Source organism: Thioclava sp. (assembly GCF_048263065.1).
Lineage (GTDB): Bacteria > Pseudomonadota > Alphaproteobacteria > Rhodobacterales > Rhodobacteraceae > Thioclava.
The window spans coordinates 45052-62631 of record NZ_JBLXEM010000008.1 but is presented as its reverse complement, the minus strand read 5'-3'; the positions used below and the strand labels follow the sequence as shown (position 1 = coordinate 62631).

The following is a 17580-nucleotide window of genomic DNA, read 5'->3' as shown; positions in this document are numbered from 1 at the left end:
CTAGCCGCAGCGCATTTGCATCCGCAGAAACAGGAACGAGGCGACACCCAAAGCCAGCACCGCCCAACTTAGGAGTGTGAACCATTGCGGGATCATCGAGATTCCTTCCGGCTCCCCGAAAAACTCGCAGATCCGCCACCTATTTCAACACCTTAGCGGCGCAAGCGATTGAAAAAGTCGATATCCTCAAGCGTGATCATGCCCGATAGCAATACCGTCGCAAGTATCGCCCACAATACCACTGTGACCGCCGTGGTGATTTTTACCTTGGCTCCCAGATGTGCCTCATGGGGCGCGCCCGCCTGCGTGCCCGGCACGATCTGATCGACATCGCCCTGTGTCTTCAGCCGGATCGGCAACACCACGAAAAACACCAGAAACCAGATCACGGCGAATAGGATGATCCCGCCCGTGAGGTTCATCAGACCTGCTCCAGTTCGACGAGGCAGCCGTTGAAATCCTTGGGATGCAGGAACAGCACCGGTTTGCCATGCGCACCGATCTTGGGCTCGCCCGTCCCCAGCACCCGCGCGCCTTGCGCACGCAGCTTGTCGCGCGCGGCCAGAATATCCTCGACCTCATAGCAGATGTGATGGATGCCACCGGCGGGGTTCTTGTCGAGAAACCCTTGGATCGGGGAATTTTCTCCCAGCGGATAAAGCAACTCAATCTTGGTATTGGGCAGTTCGATGAAAACCACCGTCACGCCGTGATCGGGTTCATCCTGAGGCGCTCCGACCTGCGCGCCCAGCGTGTCACGATATTGCGTCGAGGCGGCCTCGAGATCGGGCACAGCAATGGCAACATGGTTTAAACGTCCGATCATTTGGGCCTCCCTGGCAAGCGGATCGGCCTTAGGGGTAAAGGCGCACGCGCCTGTGTGCAAGCTTGGCGCGTCGTCGTTAACCCTGTGTTAGGCAGTTTACCCCCTACTGTAAGGGAACCGACGAATCTAATTGGGTGATAAAATGGCAGACGATCTTACGACATTCATTGTTCCACGCAGCGCAACACCTGAGCGTCCTTTGATGGGGCTAACTGTTTTGCTTGTCGAAGACAGCCGCTTTGCATCAGAGGCGGTGCGGCTTTTGTGTTTGCGATCGGGCGCGCGTATTCGGCGCGCCGATTGTTTGGCCTCGGCGCATCGCCATTTGCAATGTTATCGCCCCAGCGTCGTGATCGTCGATATGGGCCTTCCCGACGGCTCTGGCTGTGATCTGATCGCAGAGATTCGCCAAATGGTGCCCGCAGTGCCGGTCGTTCTGGGCATTTCGGGCGATAGTGGGCTGCGCGCGGACGCGATGGCGGCGGGCGCAGATGGATTTCTGGACAAGCCAGTCGAAAGCCTCGCGCAGTTTCAACAGGCTATCCTGAATGCAATGCCCGCGGATGAACGACCGCAAGGGTTGCGCGCGCTTAGCGATAGCGTTGTCGAACCCGACCAGATCGCGCTACGCGACGATCTGCAACATATTTCCGAAGTCCTGCGTGAGGGTCGCAAAAGTCAGGTCATGCCCTATGCGGCGCATTTCCTGGCGGGTGTCGCGCTGTCCGCCCATGACCGGGCGCTTGGCGATGCGGCGGCGCGACTGGCACGTATCGGCGGCCCATCGCACGAAGATTTTTCCCATGTTAGCGGGCTGGTAGCGGCGCGACTTGCCTCGGGGGATGCATTCTGATCGCCTTCCCGTCGCGCCCGATGCGAACGTATTGCCACGCAATCGCACCACCGCTTTCCCATTTCTGCCTTAGTTGCGCGCAAGAAATGGCATCAGACCGACTGCCAAGGGAAAGCGGTAATGAGCAAACGGATGATTAAACTGATTGAAAACCAACGCGTCGTGCAAGCTGCGCATTGGACGGCATTTTCGCTTGGCGCCCTCGCGCTAGCTGCCTCGATCACAGCGACGGCCTTAAACGCGGTGTTCTCCTGACCTCCGCGCAATCTGCCGCACAGCTTTCTAGGAACCGCTGCCCCCATCATCGCGTTGCCTCGTCAATCGAACCTACATCGAATGACGGAGGAAACCCGATGACATCGATCTATGACGCGATCAAAGCCGACCACGACCATCACCGTGACTTGATGGCGAAAATTGCAAAAACCGAAGGCGCGAGCGAGGATCGTAAGAAAGCATGGGACGCGTTTTATTATGACATCAAATCCCACGCCGCCGCTGAAGAAGAGACATTTTATTCCAAGCTGATGAGCAAAACTTGGGGCCAGGATGCGGCACGTCATTCGGTCGAAGAACATGCCGAGCTGGATAATCTGCTGGATGAACTGAACGAGATGGACATGGCCTCGTCCGGCTGGCTCAACAAATTCAACAAGTTGCAGCATGATTACAATCACCACATGGACGAGGAGGAAGATGAAATCTTTGCCCGCGCCAAAGAGGTGATCGACGCGTCCGAAATCGAAGGCTACGGCGAAAAATTCCGCGCGCGAAAAGAGAGAGAGCGCGAGATTGTGGATAAGAAGCGCGAAGAACAGCTTGAAGATTGATCCGCGCCATTGACTGAGCGCGGTGAGGAGGCGCTGCCCCCGCTGGCTGTGCCAGCCCCCCCCCGGAGTATTTTCGGCCAGATGAAAGCAAATGAAAAAAGGCCCCGCTCGACTTGGAGCAGGGCCTTTCTTGTTCAGGAAGCGTGCGGTTCAGTCCTCTTTCGGGAGAACTCGTAGTCGCAACTCGCGCAACTGTTCGTTCATCGGCTCGCTCGGCGCACCCATCATCAAATCTTCAGCGCGCTGGTTCATCGGGAACATGATGACTTCGCGGATATTGGCGGTATCGGCCAAGATCATGACGATCCGGTCGATCCCAGCGGCGCAACCACCGTGGGGCGGAGCGCCGTATTTGAACGCCTTGACCATCCCGCCAAAGCGCTTCTCGACTTCCGAGGCCGGATAGCCCGCAATCTCGAACGCCTTATACATCGTCTCAAGCTTGTGGTTACGGATTGCGCCAGACAGAATTTCATAGCCGTTGCAGGCCAAGTCATACTGATAGCCCAGCACGTCAAGCGGGTTACCGTTGAGCGCGTCGATCCCGCCTTGGGGCATCGAGAACGGGTTGTGGCTGAAGTCGATCTTGCCCGCGTCATCGGCCTCATACATCGGGAAATCGACGATCCAGGCGAATTTATGCACCGATTTGTCGGTCAGCCCGAGTTCCTCGCCAATCACATTGCGCGCACGCCCGGCGACGCCTTCAAAGCTGGACGGATTGCCGCCCAAGAAGAAGGCTGCGTCGCCGACGCCAAGGCCAAGCTGCTTTCGGATCGCCTCGGTGCGTTCGGGGCCGATGTTTTTCGCCAACGGCCCTGCTCCTTCAAGCGAACCATCCTCGGCCTTGCGCCAAAAAATATACCCCATGCCCGGCAGGCCTTGTTCCTGCGCGAATTTGTTCATCCGGTCGCAGAATTTGCGCGAGCCTCCTGTGGGGGCGGGAATCGCACGGATTTGCGTGCCGTCTTGTTCCAGCAGCTTGGCGAAGATCGCGAAACCCGAGCCAGCGAAATGCTCGGACACGATCTGCATCTCGATCGGGTTGCGCAAATCGGGCTTATCCGAGCCATATTTGAGCAGCGACTCCGCGTAAGGGATGCGCGGCCAATTCGGATCGACCTTACGCTCGGGATCGAATTCTTCGAACACGCCCTCCAGCACCGGCTGGATCACGGCGAAAATGTCTTCCTGCTCGACAAAGCTCATCTCGACATCGAGCTGGTAGAAATCAGTGGGCGAGCGGTCAGCGCGCGGGTCTTCATCGCGAAAACACGGTGCGATCTGGAAATATTTATCGAAACCCGCAACCATGATCAGCTGTTTGAACTGCTGGGGCGCTTGCGGGAGCGCGTAGAATTTGCCGGGATGCAAGCGCGAGGGCACGAGGAAATCGCGCGCGCCTTCCGGCGAACTGGCGGTAATGATCGGCGTCTGGAATTCGTTAAACCCTTGATCCCACATCCGCTGACGCATCGAGCGCACCACGTTGGAGCGCAAGACCATGCTGTCATGCAGGTTCTCGCGGCGCAGATCGAGAAAGCGATAGGCCAGACGGGTTTCTTCGGGATAGTCCTGCTCGCCAAAGACTGGCAGCGGCAGCTCGTCCGCCTCGCCCAGCACTTCGATGTCGCGAACGTAAACCTCGATCTCACCCGTCGGGATTTTGGAATTGATCAGGCTTGCATCGCGCAGTTTGACCGTGCCGTCGATGCGGATCACCCATTCCGAGCGCACTTTTTCAAGCGCTTTGAAGGCCGGCGAGTCGCCATCGCACAACACTTGCGTCATGCCGTAATGGTCGCGCAGGTCGACAAACAACACACCCCCGTGGTCGCGCACCCGGTGAACCCACCCGGCAAGTCGCACGGTTTCACCGGCATTGGCGGCGCTCAGATCGGCACAGGTCTGGCTGCGAAAGGCGTTCATGTCTAGTTTTCCTCGGCGTCATGGGCTTTTCCGTCGCGCCGATACACCGCGAGAGCGCCCGGAAGTCAAGCGCAACTCGCTGCGACGGACCCTATGCTGCCCTCGTCACAGGGGTTTGACTGGCAGACCAAACCACACCCTGCGTGCGGGAGCCTTAGAGCGCGCGGTAAGGTACATATAGAGCCCCGAGATCACAATAATCGACACATAGCCGTCCACCGCATAATGCCAGCCAAGATAGACCGACAGCACGGCATAGAAAGTGACGTACAACACGCTGAATGCCCGCGCGCCCCAAACAAACGCAGTTGCGAGGATCGGCTTGAGCGTCAGCCGATGCGAGAGATCACGACCAAGCCGGGCAATATAAAGCCCGATGACCGTTGCCATACCGACATGGACCGAGGGAAAGGCCGAAATTCCCGAGCCGAGCATTTCGCTTTCGCCAGTATAGGCACGCCACAAGGACAGCTTCGTCGCGAGCAGACTGCGCGCATCGTCGCGCTGTACCAACGCCAGTGCCCCGCGATGCGCATCAGCCGGACCGCCCGGGAAAAGATCAGTGAAGATCGGCCCGTAAGACATAACCATTAAGGCAAGGACATTCCCAAGCCCGACCCAGCACAGCATCCACAAAATGGTAAAGGTCCGCCGACGCGTCTTATCGCTGTCAAAGGCCACCAGCAGCACCGGCAAGAAGCTTGCGAGAAATACCCATGTGTTGAAATAGAGCCCGAGCAGACGGCTGGTATGCTCGGGCGAGAGCCAAAGCAGAAGATCGCGCGGCGTATGTCCAAAATGCAGCATAAGATCAAGTTTCGTCAGCGCGTTATCGGCCCAGAAAGGCTCGACAAGCGACATCCGGTTCTTCACCAGAGCGAACATGAAGGTGAAGAGCGAACACATCATGATGGACAACAGCACCGACGTTCTTTGCTGCCAGAGACGACGCCGTATGGGGCCGATCAAGGTGATCGGCGCGATGATAATTAGCAACGCCCACCATGGCAAAAGCACTTTGACCAGCTGAAAGAATGACTCAAAGGCGACCCCGATACCCTCAACAAGGTCAATCGGATTTGCGCCGACATAGGCTAGAAAGATATTTCCGGCGATCAAATAAAGCCCAGTCCCAAGCGCCAAGACCCGCACATCACTAAATACCTCGACAATCGGCGTCCAGCGGCTTGCCTCCCCGCCAATGACTTCCACCTGTTCCATGTCCATTTTTATCCTAGATCTGCCCTTGCCCACACCCAAAGCGCCGTGCCTGCAAATATTTGCAGCCTGTTTGCAACTGGCCGGAGTGCCCCGTAGCGACAAGACTGTAGGGCGAATATGGTGTGAATATGGCACGATCAGGGGGCTTTCTGGGCTTGCGCGCGGGCCATAGCCGAATATAACCCGCACCAATTTGCGCGTCCCTCTACTTGGGGCGCGCGCGTTAGCCTGCGCCGAATCATCAAAGGGGAATCCCATGCCGAAGAGAACCGACATCAAGTCCATCCTCATCATCGGTGCCGGGCCTATTGTGATCGGGCAGGCCTGCGAGTTCGACTATTCCGGCGCTCAGGCCTGCAAGGCGCTGCGCGAAGAGGGCTACCGGGTGATCTTGGTGAACTCTAACCCGGCTACGATCATGACCGATCCGGGCCTCGCCGATGCGACCTATATCGAGCCGATCACTCCTGAAATCGTCGCCAAGATCATCGAGGACGAGCGCCCCGACGCGCTGCTACCCACGATGGGCGGGCAAACGGGGCTGAACACCTCGCTGGCGCTGGCCGATATGGGCGTGCTGGAAAAGTTCGGCGTCGAGCTGATCGGCGCGAACCGCGATGCCATCGAAATGGCCGAGGATCGCAAGCTGTTTCGCGAGGCGATGGACCGCATCGGCATCGAAAACCCCAAGGCCACGATCATCGCCGCGCCCAAGCTGCCTAATGGCCGCTATGACATCAACGCCGGCGTTGCCGAGGCGATGGGCGAGTTGGAAAATATCGGCCTGCCCGCAATCATTCGCCCCGCCTTTACGCTGGGCGGCACCGGTGGCGGCGTGGCCTATAACCGCGATGATTACGAGGCGATCTGCCGCTCGGGGCTGGATGCCTCGCCGATGGCGCAGATCCTCGTCGATGAATCGCTGCTGGGCTGGAAAGAATTTGAGATGGAGGTCGTGCGCGACCGTGCCGATAACGCGATCATCGTCTGTGCGATTGAAAACGTCGATCCGATGGGCGTGCATACCGGCGATTCGATCACCGTCGCCCCAGCCCTGACGCTGACGGATAAAGAATACCAGATTATGCGCAACGGCTCGATCGCCGTGCTGCGCGAGATCGGCGTCGAAACCGGCGGCTCGAACGTGCAATGGGCGATCAACCCCGAAGATGGCCGCATGGTCGTGATTGAAATGAACCCGCGGGTGTCTCGGTCTTCCGCGCTGGCCTCCAAGGCGACCGGTTTCCCGATTGCCAAGATCGCAGCGAAACTGGCGGTCGGTTACACGCTGGACGAGCTGGACAACGACATCACCGGTGTCACGCCCGCCAGCTTTGAGCCCACGATTGACTATGTCGTCACGAAAATCCCGCGTTTCGCGTTTGAGAAATTCCCCGGCTCCAAGGCCGAACTCACCACTGCAATGAAATCGGTGGGCGAGGTGATGGCGGTTGGCCGGACCTTCCACGAGTCGATGCAAAAGGCGCTGTCCTCGATGGAAACGGGGCTGAGCGGCTTTGATGAGATCGACATTCCCGGCGCACCCGAAAAGGCCGCTGTGATCAAGGCGATCTCGGCGCAAACGCCCGACCGTATCCGGCTGATCGCGCAGGCGATGCGCCACGGGCTGAGCGATGACGAAATCCAGCACGCAACCGCCTATGACCCGTGGTTCCTAGCCCGCATCCGTGAAATCATGGACGCCGAGGCCGAGATCCGCAAACAAGGCTTGCCGCTGGATGAAAGAGGCCTGCGTGCGCTTAAGATGATGGGCTTTAGCGACGCACGTTTGGCTACACTTACGGGGCGCGACGAGGCACAGGTGCGCCGCGCGCGTCGCAATCTAGGGGTGCAGGCCGCGTTCAAACGCATCGACACCTGCGCCGCCGAGTTTGAGGCCCAGACGCCTTATATGTATTCCACCTACGAAGTCCCCGCGATGGGCGATGTGGAATGTGAAGCGCGCCCGAGTGATCGCAAAAAGGTGGTCATTCTGGGCGGTGGCCCGAACCGGATCGGCCAAGGGATCGAGTTTGATTACTGCTGCTGTCACGCCTGTTTTGCGCTGACCGATGCGGGCTATGAAACGATCATGATCAACTGCAACCCCGAGACGGTCAGCACCGATTATGACACCTCGGATCGGCTGTATTTCGAACCGCTCACGCTGGAACATGTCCTTGAAATTCTGCGGGTAGAGCAAGACAACGGCACGCTGCACGGCGTGATCGTGCAGTTTGGCGGGCAGACGCCGCTCAAGCTCGCTAACGCCTTGGAGGCCGAGGGAATCCCGATTTTGGGCACCACGCCCGACGCGATTGATCTGGCCGAAGACCGCGAACGGTTCCAGAAGCTGCTTAACGATCTTGATCTCAAGCAGCCGGTGAACGGGACCGCGCATTCCGACGCGGAAGCCTTTGAAATTGCAGGGCGAGTTGGCTATCCGCTGGTGATCCGCCCGTCTTATGTTTTGGGCGGGCGCGCGATGGAAATCGTGCGCGATCTGGACCAACTCAAGCGCTATATCACCAATGCCGTGGTCGTCTCGGGCGACAGCCCCGTGCTGCTTGACAGCTACCTGTCCGGCGCGATCGAGGTTGACGTTGACGCACTCTGCGACGGCGAGACCGTGCATGTCGCAGGCATCATGCAGCACATCGAAGAGGCGGGCGTGCACTCGGGCGATTCTGCCTGCTCGCTGCCGCCCTATTCGCTTGATGCCGCGACCGTAGCCGAGCTAAAGGCGCAGACCGAAAAGATGGCGCTGGCGCTGGGTGTGGTCGGCTTGATGAACGTGCAATTCGCGATCAAGGATGGCGTGATTTACGTCCTTGAGGTCAACCCGCGTGCCTCGCGCACCGTGCCATTCGTGGCTAAGGCGACCGATAGCGCGATTGCCTCGATTGCGGCGCGTCTGATGGCGGGCGAAAAGATGGCGGCCTTCCCGGCGCGTGCGCCCTACCCCGCAGGCGTTGGCCCCGACACACCGTTGCCCTTTGCCGATCCGCTGACGCTGGCCGATCCGATCACGCCGTGGTTCTCGGTCAAAGAGGCCGTGATGCCGTTTGCGCGCTTCCCCGGTGTCGATACGCTGCTCGGGCCGGAAATGCGCTCGACTGGCGAAGTCATGGGCTGGGATCGCGACTTCCCGCGCGCCTTCTGGAAAGCGCAGCTTGGCGCAGGCACGGTGCTGCCCGACGAAGGCCGCGTGTTCTTCTCGATCAAGGATAGCGATAAATACGACGAACTGGCCGAAGCCGCACGCGATCTGATCGCGATGGGCTTTGAGATCGTGGCCACCAGCGGCACCGCGAAGTGGCTGGCCACGCATGGCGTCGAGGCACAATCGGTGCTTAAGGTCTATGAGGGCCGCCCCAATATCGTGGACCGGCTGAAAAACGACGAAATCGCACTGGTATTCAACACCACCGATGGCAGCCAAGCGATTTCCGACAGCCGCGACATCCGCGCCGTCGCGCTGTATGACAAGATTCCGTATTTCACCACGGCAGCGGCGAGTATTGCAGCCGTGTCGGCGATTAAAAGCCGGAAAGAGGGGGATGTAAGTGTGCGCAGTTTGCAATAAGTCGCTTGATCCAGAATGCAAAAGGCCGCCTCGAAAAGAATCGGGGCGGCCTTCTCTATGGGCAAGACCCTTACTGCCTGCGCACCGCCAACCAATTGCGCCACGCCGCGTCCGAGCCGTGAAACGCGTTCATATCGACCGTTCCGGGTACGCCGGGGACGACTCCGGTGCCGCTATATTGCCAGAACGTCCAGCGTGCATCGGCATAGCGTGACGACGGGTGCCCTGCGACCGAGCGCAGCCAGAAATCATAGCCTCGGAATTGATCGAGGCCGTTATCTTCCCAAAAATCAATCGTCGTGTAGATCACCGGTTTTGTGCTGTAATGCGCCTCAAGCGTGCGCAGGAACACTCGCATCTCGTCACGCACTTTGGCGGCGGCGGGGCGGCGCTGGCAACTGGGTGAGGTGTGGTTCCATTCGATATCCAGCACCGGGGGCAGATCGCCCGGATTGCGCTTGACCTGCTTGATGAACCAGCGCGCCTGCTCGGCGGCAGGGCGGCAGAAATAGTAGAAATGATAGCCCCCCACCGGCACGCCAGCGGCGCGCGCGGCACGGGCGTTCTGATGAAAACCGGGGTCGACATGATCGCCCCCCTCAGATGCCTTGAGCCACGCAAATGACACCCCGGACGCGCGCGCGCGTCGCCAGTCAATCACGCCCTGATAACGTGCAGCGTCGATGCCGTGGATCGGCTGATTGATCGGGGACATGCCCGACCAATCATGCGGCGCGGTATCGCCAAAGCGCGCGGGAATACCATCGGCGCGAAACTGCATCGCGTTCAGCATCCTTGGCTCCATCAGGCGGGCTGATTTCGGCTTACTCGTACATCCCGCCAGCGACAGCGCCGCCCCCGAGATGAAAATCCTTCTTGAAAGGCCCATACGCCGCTCCCTGATACGCCACTGAGATCACGATTTCATGAGAAGGCCCGGCTGTCACGGGGGCAGTTGGGTCTTTTTGAGGATTAAGCGACAAAACGCTGGCGGTTCAGGGGGGCATCAGACTTACTGCGCTTTGCCAAAGTTAGCCGCCGCGATCACACCATCGCCATTGCGGTCGCGCATCTTGAACCATGTGTCGGTCTCGGCCAAAAATTCTGCGCGCATGATGGTGCCGTCACCATTGGCATCAAGCATTGCCAAGCCTTCAGCCGTGGGCATATCCATCATCGCCTGATCGGTGGCCCGCCCGCCTTTACCTCGCCCCATGCCTTTGCCCGGTCCCTTGCCCTGTCCCATCCCCTCGGGCTGGTTGCCGCCCGGTCCTTTGCCAGCCCCGCGCCTTACGACGCGGGCCGAACATCATCATGTCACATCAGGGGGCAGTTCAGCCCTTGGCAGCCGCCAGTTCGTCCCAGCAAGCCATCGCGTGACCAGCATACATCACGCCGGGGCCGCCGCCCATTTGGATCGCCATCGCCAGCACATCGCTCAATTCCTCACGTGTGGCGCCCGCTTTCATTAGTGCCTCGGTGTGGAACATAATGCACGGCTCGCAGCGCAGCACAACTGCCATGCCCAGCGCGATAAATTCCTTGGTCTTGCCATCCAGCGGGCCGTTCTCCTTGACCGCCTTGGAGAGCGTCGCAAAGCCGCTCATCGTTTCGGGAATAGATTTGCCCATCACGCGCAACTCGTTGCGCATTTCGTCAATCTTGGCTTTGTAGCTCATGTCAAAAATCCTTTTCGTTCCGCTTGACGTCGGTGTCGCATGTCATGGCTACCATTGCGTTGACTTGCATCAAGATTTCGCTGCAGTCCAGCTATACCGCTGCCGCATACCGGCCCCGCATCGGCCCGTCAGGCGTGACCGGCAGCCGCCGAAAGCGTGCGCGGATCAACCCCCATCGCGGCCAGCGCGCGCAACCATTTCGTCGCATAATCGCCATCCAGCGCCAGATCAGCATCGCCTTCGCTCGTCAGCCAGCCGTTCTCAAGGATCTCGGCCTCAAGCTGACCCGGCCCCCAACCCGCATAGCCCAACGCCATCAACGCGCGATCAGGACCGCGCCCGGCAGCGATATCTTCGAGAATATCGCGCGTGCCAGTCATGCGAAGCCGGTCGGAAATCCGCATCTGCCCCTCCTCCGCGCCCCAATCGGGCGAATGCAGCACAAAGCCGCGCCCGGTCTCAACGGGACCGCCAAACAGGATCGGCGCGTGAATCGCTTGATCGGAATTGGGCGGGGTAATGCCAAGGTTTTGCAACAATTCCGGCAGATTTGGCTTGGGCAAAGGTTTGTTCACGATCAATCCCATCGCGCCCTCGGGCGAATGGGCGCAGACCGCGACGACCGCGTGCTCAAAGCGCGGATCGCCCATTCCCGGCATCGCAATTAGCAGTTTTCCGGTCAAATCCATCGCCAAACCCCTCTCGCGCGAGATACGCGTCCTTATAAGGTGGTCTGACAGGGCTGCAGGTTCAAGCCCGAAGACATCTTCCGCAATGCGTCGGCTCACTTGCGGCGCGAAAAGCGGCAGCGCGTGCGATTGTTGCAGCCTTCTGTCGCGTTTGTGACTTTGGTCGCGCGCTTTGTGAGGATAACCAAGGCGGATGATCAAACACTTGTTCATTCTCGTCCTCACCCTCGCCGCGCATCCGCATTTGGCTGCGGCACAGCAAAGCATAGACCACCCCACCCCGCCGGGATTGGAGGGCGCGCAATTGCTGCAAGGCTGGATGCGCGCCGATGGCACCCGCATGGCGGGACTGTCGATTGATCTGGAGCCGGGGTGGAAAACCTATTGGCGCGCGCCCGGCGATGCTGGCATCCCGCCGCAGATTGACTTCAAAGGCTCTGAAAACGTAGCGAAAGTCACGCTGCACTGGCCTGCGCCAGAGGTGTTTAAGTCCGCCGGGATGCGCACCATCGGCTATCACGCCGATCTCATTTTGCCGATTGAGATCACCCCCAAAGACCCCGCCAAGCCGGTCGATCTTAGCGCGCATGCGGCGATTGGAATTTGCGATCAGATTTGCGTGCCCGTCTCGTTGCATTTGCACGCCCATCTTGCGGGCCAAGGCAGTCCCGATTCTCTTATCACCGCCGCATTGCAGGCCGAACCCAAGACAATTTCGCTGCACGCGACGTGCAAAACGACACCCGTGCGCGACGGGGTCAAGCTGACCGCGCGGTTTGATCTGCCCCCGGCCATCGACCCTGAGGCGACCTTGTTTGAACTGCGCTCAACCCCGGTTTGGGTGTCTGAAAGCATAAGCCGCCGCGAGGGCGATACGCTGATCGCGACGGCCGATTTCGTGCCGCCCGAGGCAAAACCCTTTGACCTCGACCTCAGTGACTTGCGCATCACCGTGCTATCGGATCGCGGCGCGGTGCAGATTGACGGCTGCACTGAGTAAGCGCGTCTAGGCTTCGGGTGGCGCGACGTGACGGATGTGACCGCGCAGCAAGCGCGGCGCGATAATCCCCGCCCCGATCACGATCATCGCCGAGATCAGCGCAAAGCCCCCAAAAGCAGGCATCAAGGACGCGCCTGCCAACATCGCCCGCCCCAGCGTGATCGCGAATCCGACCAGCAGTAGCGCCGCCACGCCAGCCAGAACACCACGCAACCGCAGCACCCGCGCCCCATGGCGCACCGCCGTAATCTGACGCCCGAAATCAAGCTGGATCGCCAGCATCGCAGGTACCACGATCAGCACGATCACCATGCCAAATGCCAGACCGTAAACCAGCGTAATCACGGTGGATTTCAAAAACAGCGCCGAACTCGATTGCTCGTATAACAGCGGCGCCAGCCCCAGAACGGTGGTCAATGTGGTCAACAAAACCGGGCGCAAACGGTCTGACACCGCATCCACGATAGCAGGCACCAAGCCGCGCTTTTCGGCATATTCATCGACGGTGGAGATCAACACGATGGCATCGTTGATAATGATCCCAATCATCCCAATCCCACCGACGACGGCAAACATCGACATCGGCATTTGCCAGATATAATGCCCCCAGATCGCGCCGACCGCGCCAAAGGGAATGACCGACATCACAACAATGGGCCGCGTCCAACTGGCGAAAATCCACGCCAGCACGATATAAATCCCGATCAGGCACATGATCAGGCCGATCAGTGCATCCGACATAAAATCGCGCTCTTGCTGGGCCTGTCCTGACACCACCCAAGCTACGCCGCGTTCCTCGGAAATGCGCGGCAAAATCACGTCTTCGATCTGGCGGGTAACTTCATTGGCGCGCGCGGGGTCATCCTCGGAGATATCACCGGTCACAGACACCTGACGCACCCCGTCTTCGCGCCGGATCGTCGAAAATCCGGTTTGCGAGCGCACCGAGACGATATCGGCCAGCGGCACCCATTTCCCCGCAGGCGTGCGCAACTGCATCCGGTCGATGAAATCGGCGGCCAGTTCCTCGGGCGGCAGTTCTACGCGGATCGTGGCCGAACGCACGCCGTCGGGGAAACTCGCAGCCTCGGTGCCATTCAGGCGCGCGCGCAGCTCATTGCCCAAAGTGGCGATATCAAAGCCCAGCGCCTCGCCCTGTGGCGTCAGATCCAGCGTGAGTTCCTGCTTGTCATAAGCAAGGTTATCCTCGACCGCCGAGACCTCGGGGAACTGCGCCAGCGCGGTTTTGAAATCTTCGGCGGCATCCTTTAGCTCGCGCGTCTGCGCACCCGTAAACTGCACGGCAACGCCATCATCTGCCCCACCTGCGCGGAAACGACGAAAGCTGATTTCTTCGACCAATGGCAGGCGCGGCATCTCGTCTTGCAAGCGCGCGACGAAATCAAAGCTGGAATAGGGCCGGTAATCGGGGTCGATCACCTCAATCGAGATCGAGCCCAGCAGATCGGTATCCTTAGTATCGGCTGACGCCAGAGAGCGCCCCGATGCGCCACCGATTTGCGCGATGGCATATTCCACCGGATTGACGCCGTATTCGTCCTCAAACTCCTTGGCGACGCGATCAATCGTGACCTGCATCGTGCGCATCATTTCGGTCGTATCCGCGCGCGTCGCGCCCTCAACCATCGAGAACGCACCGTTCACCGTGCTTTGCTCGGGCGGGTTGAAAAAGCGCCATTGCACCTTGCCCGCCATCACGAACGACACCTGCCACGCCAGCAACGCAATCGCCGCCGCAATCACCGGATAGCGCAGCTTTACCACGGCGCGCGTGAACGGCTTCATCGCGCGGGCACGGAACCAGTCGAGCCCGGCATTCACCTTGCGCGAGGGCCAGTCATACCATTTCTGATCCGCGCTATGGGCCAAAGCGTGGCTCATGTGATTGGGCAGGATCAGGAAACATTCAATCAGCGAAGCCAGCAGCACCGCGATCACTGTGTAGGGAATGTCGACAATCATATTGCCCATCCGCCCGCCAATCACGGTCAGACCGGCAAAGGCGATCACCGTCGTCAGCGTCGAGGCAAACACCGGCGCTGCCATGCGCCGCGCGCCGCGTTCCGCCGCCACGACGGGTGCCTCGCCCAAATGGCGCGCGCGGAAATCAGCGTGCTCGCCCACCACGATCGCATCATCCACCACGATCCCCAGCGTCAAAATCAGCGCAAAGATCGAGATCATATTCAGCGTCATGCCGGAAAAATACATCACCGCCAAAGCCGCCGCCATCGAGGTCGGAATCCCCATTGCCACCCAGAACGCGGTGCGCGCATTGAGAAACAGGAACAGCAGCGCCAGCACCAGACCCAAGCCCAAAATGCCGTTGTTCAGCAGCAGATCCAGACGTTGCGTGATCTTATCCGAGCGCGTGCGCACGAGGTCCATTGACGTGCCTGCGGGCAGCGTGGGCTGCATCGTGTCGATGACGCCTTCGACCTTTTTCTGAATCGCAATCGCATCGCCCGCCGCCGAGCGCGCGATATTGATCACCACCGCCGGATGATCGCCAACGAAATAGGCGCGGTTACGATCGCCGCCATCGACGCGGATATTGGCCACATCGCCGACCGTCAGTTGCGAGCCGTCGTCTTCGGTGCGGATCACCAGCGCGGAAATCTCGGGCGCAGAACGCCGCTCGGTGCCTGTGGTGACACGCGCAGCCCCGCTGGCGACATCGCCTGCGGGATCGGTGGCGGCTTCCGCAGAGATCACACTGATGATCTGGCTCAGCGTCACATCATGAGCCATCATCGAAACTGTCGGCACTTCGACCACCGTTTCAGGGGCCGCAATCCCGGCCAGCGAGGTGCGCGTGACCCCCTGCTGATACAGCCGCACCACCGTTTCATCACCCAGCCGCCCCAGCTGTTCAGGCGAAAGCGGCCCGGTGATCACCAAATCGGTCACCGTGTCGCGCCACACACCGCGCGCGACTTCGGGGTCTTCAGACCCTTCGGGCAGATCGCCCGCCGTTGCCAGCGCGTTTTCCACATCATTGACAGCGCGCGACATATCCCAGTCGGGTTCGAACTCCAGCGAGATACGCGCCGATCCCTCAGAGGCGCGACTTTCCGAACTTTCGACCCCCTCCACCGCGATCAGCGAGGGTTCCAGCACCTGCACAATCGCGCGGTCCACCTCTTCGGCCCCCGCGCCATCCCATTGCACCGAAACCGTGATCGATTCCTCAACCGAGTCGGGGAAGAACTGCGCGCGCATCCGTGGCACCGCGACGATCCCGGCGCACAGCATGACCACCAGCACAATATTGGCCAGCGTGGCATGGCGCGTGAACAGGCCGATCAGCCCGCGCGATTCTGGCAAGTCTTTGAATTTGTTTGGACCCGCCATTTTATCCCCCGATCCGCGATTCAAGCTTTTCGACGGTAGCCACGGGAACCTCGTCTTGTTTCAACTCGGCCAGAAACCGCTTTTTGGCGTTGTCGGGCATCGCCGTATTGGCCTGCACAAAGGCGACCAGCTTAGCGCGACGCTCGGCATCAAGAGTGACGGTATCGGCAGGTTCAGGCGCACCGGTCTGCCCCGGACGCAACGGGCGCAGCTTGATCCCGCGCCCTAAAAGCGGCGTGCGCTCTGCCACGACCTCGGTCCCAGGTTTGAAATCGGCGCGAATGATTACGTTGTCGCCCTGACGGCGCAGCACGGTGACGGGGGCTTCCCCAAGACGGTCCCCGGGGCCCAACACCAGCACGGTATTCTGCGCATCCACCGCCGATGACGGGATTTCGGCCACGTTGTTCAAAGCAGGTTCTGCAAGGCGAACCGTCACGAAATCACCGGGGCGCAGCACCTGCGCGCCCTGCGCGATGGTTGCAAACAGCAAGCGGCCTGTCACACCGGCTTCGACAGCGGCAGATACGCGCGAAAGGGTGCCTTGCGCCTCAATCGCGCCCCCAGCGGAGTCAAGTGAGACCGTAACCGGTAAGTCGCGCAGATTGCCCTGCGCGTCGGTGAGGCGCGCGAATTGCCCGGTCGAGACGCGAAACGCGACTTCCAAAGCGCTTGGATCAATCAGCAGGCCCAGCATTTCGTTATTGGACACCAGCCCCCCCTGCACCGCGTTCACCTCGGCCAGACGCCCTGTAAATTCGGCGCGAATTTCCGTGTCGCGCAGCTTGCGCTCGGCCTCTGTGAGGGTGATTTTGGCACGCGTCAGCCCGGTGCGCGCGCTATCGAGCTGCGCCTGTGCCAAAGACAGCGCGGAGCGGCGATTGAGCACCGCCTGATTGGCTGCCGATGCTGCCAGTTCTGCCGTTTCCAACGTCGCCGTTGCGCCCACGCCCCGATCTGACAGCGATTGTTGACGGGCCAACGCTTTAGCGCGCAAATCGGCCTGACGCTGCGCGGCCACCACATCATCACGAGAGATCGCCAGCGCGCGTTCGGCCTGTGCCAGCGCGGCTTCGGCCTCTGACACCGAGGCTGCGGCACTATCGCGCGCCGCCGTTGCCTCTGCGGGGTCCAGCTTGACTAAAAGCTGCCCCTTCTCGACCGATGCGCCATCTTCGAAATTGGGGGCCAGTTCAACAATCGTGCCGGCACTTGCGGCGCGTAATTCCAGCTCACGCGTGGAGTTCACCTCGCCGTAAGCCGTCAGCGTGGGTGAAAGCGTGGTAAATTCGACCGCCATCACATTGGCCGCAAAGACGCGTTCGCGCGCAGTCGGGGCGCGCCCAGCGTCCGCCTTGCGTGCCTCTAACGCGCTGTAAATCGAAAACCCGCCGATCGCCAAAAGGCCAAGCGTCAGGGCCAGCAAAAACAGCCCCATCAGGGATCGGGTCAGAAACCGCATATCGTCTCCAGTGTCTTCCTAGGTGGGTCATTTCACAAACGCCCACAATCGCGCGAGATCATGTTACCCTGCCAAACCGGGCGTTGGGAACGTTTTCTATACGCGCCAAGACGTCACTTCCGTCACTTTT

Annotated in this window: 15 protein-coding genes; 5 read left to right on the top strand and 10 right to left on the bottom strand. The window is 60.1% G+C overall.

What is annotated here, in order from left to right; translation table 11 throughout:
• Window positions 1-152 precede the first annotated feature (152 nt).
• The gene (locus tag ACN0SD_RS12670) at window positions 153-422 is read right to left on the bottom strand and encodes a DUF1467 family protein (RefSeq protein ID WP_417808598.1); all 270 of its coding nucleotides are present in this window, start codon (window positions 420-422) and stop codon (window positions 153-155) included.
• Window positions 422-826 (bottom strand): methylmalonyl-CoA epimerase, encoded by a 405-nt coding sequence (mce, locus tag ACN0SD_RS12665; protein WP_417808597.1) that lies wholly within the window; start codon window positions 824-826, stop codon window positions 422-424. Before mce ends, ACN0SD_RS12670 begins: the two co-directional genes overlap by 1 nt.
• Before the next feature lie 142 nt (window positions 827-968).
• Here mce and ACN0SD_RS12660 point away from each other — a divergent pair, with 142 nt between their 5' ends.
• The 3 genes from ACN0SD_RS12660 to ACN0SD_RS12650 all read left to right on the top strand — a co-directional run bounded on the left by ACN0SD_RS12660 (window position 969) and on the right by ACN0SD_RS12650 (window position 2509).
• A complete protein-coding gene (locus ACN0SD_RS12660; RefSeq protein WP_417808596.1) occupies window positions 969-1679 on the top strand; it encodes a response regulator in 711 nt (236 codons plus the stop codon).
• A gap of 132 nt (window positions 1680-1811) precedes the next feature.
• Complete coding sequence (locus ACN0SD_RS12655) at window positions 1812-1934, top strand: hypothetical protein (RefSeq protein ID WP_417808595.1); 123 nt, start codon at window positions 1812-1814, stop codon at window positions 1932-1934.
• Between the two features lie 98 nt (window positions 1935-2032).
• Window positions 2033-2509 (top strand): hemerythrin domain-containing protein, encoded by a 477-nt coding sequence (locus ACN0SD_RS12650; protein ID WP_417808594.1) that lies wholly within the window; start codon window positions 2033-2035, stop codon window positions 2507-2509.
• A gap of 150 nt (window positions 2510-2659) precedes the next feature.
• Here ACN0SD_RS12650 and aspS read toward each other — a convergent pair whose 3' ends face one another.
• Entirely contained in the window at window positions 2660-4438 is a 1779-nt protein-coding gene (gene aspS, locus ACN0SD_RS12645) for an aspartate--tRNA ligase (RefSeq protein ID WP_417808593.1), read from the bottom strand.
• Window positions 4439-4543: 105 nt separating this feature from the next.
• Entirely contained in the window at window positions 4544-5659 is a 1116-nt protein-coding gene (locus ACN0SD_RS12640; protein ID WP_417808592.1) for a phosphatase PAP2 family protein, read from the bottom strand.
• Between the two features lie 256 nt (window positions 5660-5915).
• Between ACN0SD_RS12640 and carB the strand changes: the two genes are divergently transcribed.
• On the top strand, window positions 5916-9245 hold the full coding sequence (gene carB, locus ACN0SD_RS12635) for a carbamoyl-phosphate synthase large subunit (protein WP_417808591.1): 3330 nt from the start codon (window positions 5916-5918) through the stop codon (window positions 9243-9245).
• Between the two features lie 70 nt (window positions 9246-9315).
• Here carB and ACN0SD_RS12630 read toward each other — a convergent pair whose 3' ends face one another.
• From ACN0SD_RS12630 to ACN0SD_RS12615, 4 genes are all read right to left on the bottom strand, one after another.
• Entirely contained in the window at window positions 9316-10134 is an 819-nt protein-coding gene (locus ACN0SD_RS12630; protein WP_417808590.1) for a GH25 family lysozyme, read from the bottom strand.
• 123 nt (window positions 10135-10257) lie between these two features.
• Complete coding sequence (locus ACN0SD_RS12625) at window positions 10258-10491, bottom strand: hypothetical protein (protein ID WP_417808589.1); 234 nt, start codon at window positions 10489-10491, stop codon at window positions 10258-10260.
• An 88-nt stretch (window positions 10492-10579) separates the two neighbouring features.
• Window positions 10580-10924 (bottom strand): carboxymuconolactone decarboxylase family protein, encoded by a 345-nt coding sequence (locus ACN0SD_RS12620; RefSeq protein ID WP_417808588.1) that lies wholly within the window; start codon window positions 10922-10924, stop codon window positions 10580-10582.
• Between the two features lie 128 nt (window positions 10925-11052).
• Window positions 11053-11613, bottom strand: coding sequence for a YqgE/AlgH family protein (locus tag ACN0SD_RS12615; protein ID WP_417808587.1), 561 nt, complete (start codon window positions 11611-11613; stop codon window positions 11053-11055).
• 193 nt (window positions 11614-11806) lie between these two features.
• Between ACN0SD_RS12615 and ACN0SD_RS12610 the strand changes: the two genes are divergently transcribed.
• Entirely contained in the window at window positions 11807-12613 is an 807-nt protein-coding gene (locus ACN0SD_RS12610; RefSeq protein ID WP_417808586.1) for a protein-disulfide reductase DsbD domain-containing protein, read from the top strand.
• A 6-nt stretch (window positions 12614-12619) separates the two neighbouring features.
• Here the strand turns inward: ACN0SD_RS12610 and ACN0SD_RS12605 are convergent, their stop codons facing one another.
• Entirely contained in the window at window positions 12620-15988 is a 3369-nt protein-coding gene (locus tag ACN0SD_RS12605) for an efflux RND transporter permease subunit (RefSeq protein WP_417808585.1), read from the bottom strand.
• A 1-nt stretch (window position 15989) separates the two neighbouring features.
• A complete protein-coding gene (locus tag ACN0SD_RS12600) occupies window positions 15990-17450 on the bottom strand; it encodes an efflux RND transporter periplasmic adaptor subunit (RefSeq protein ID WP_417808584.1) in 1461 nt (486 codons plus the stop codon).
• Window positions 17451-17580 lie beyond the last annotated feature (130 nt).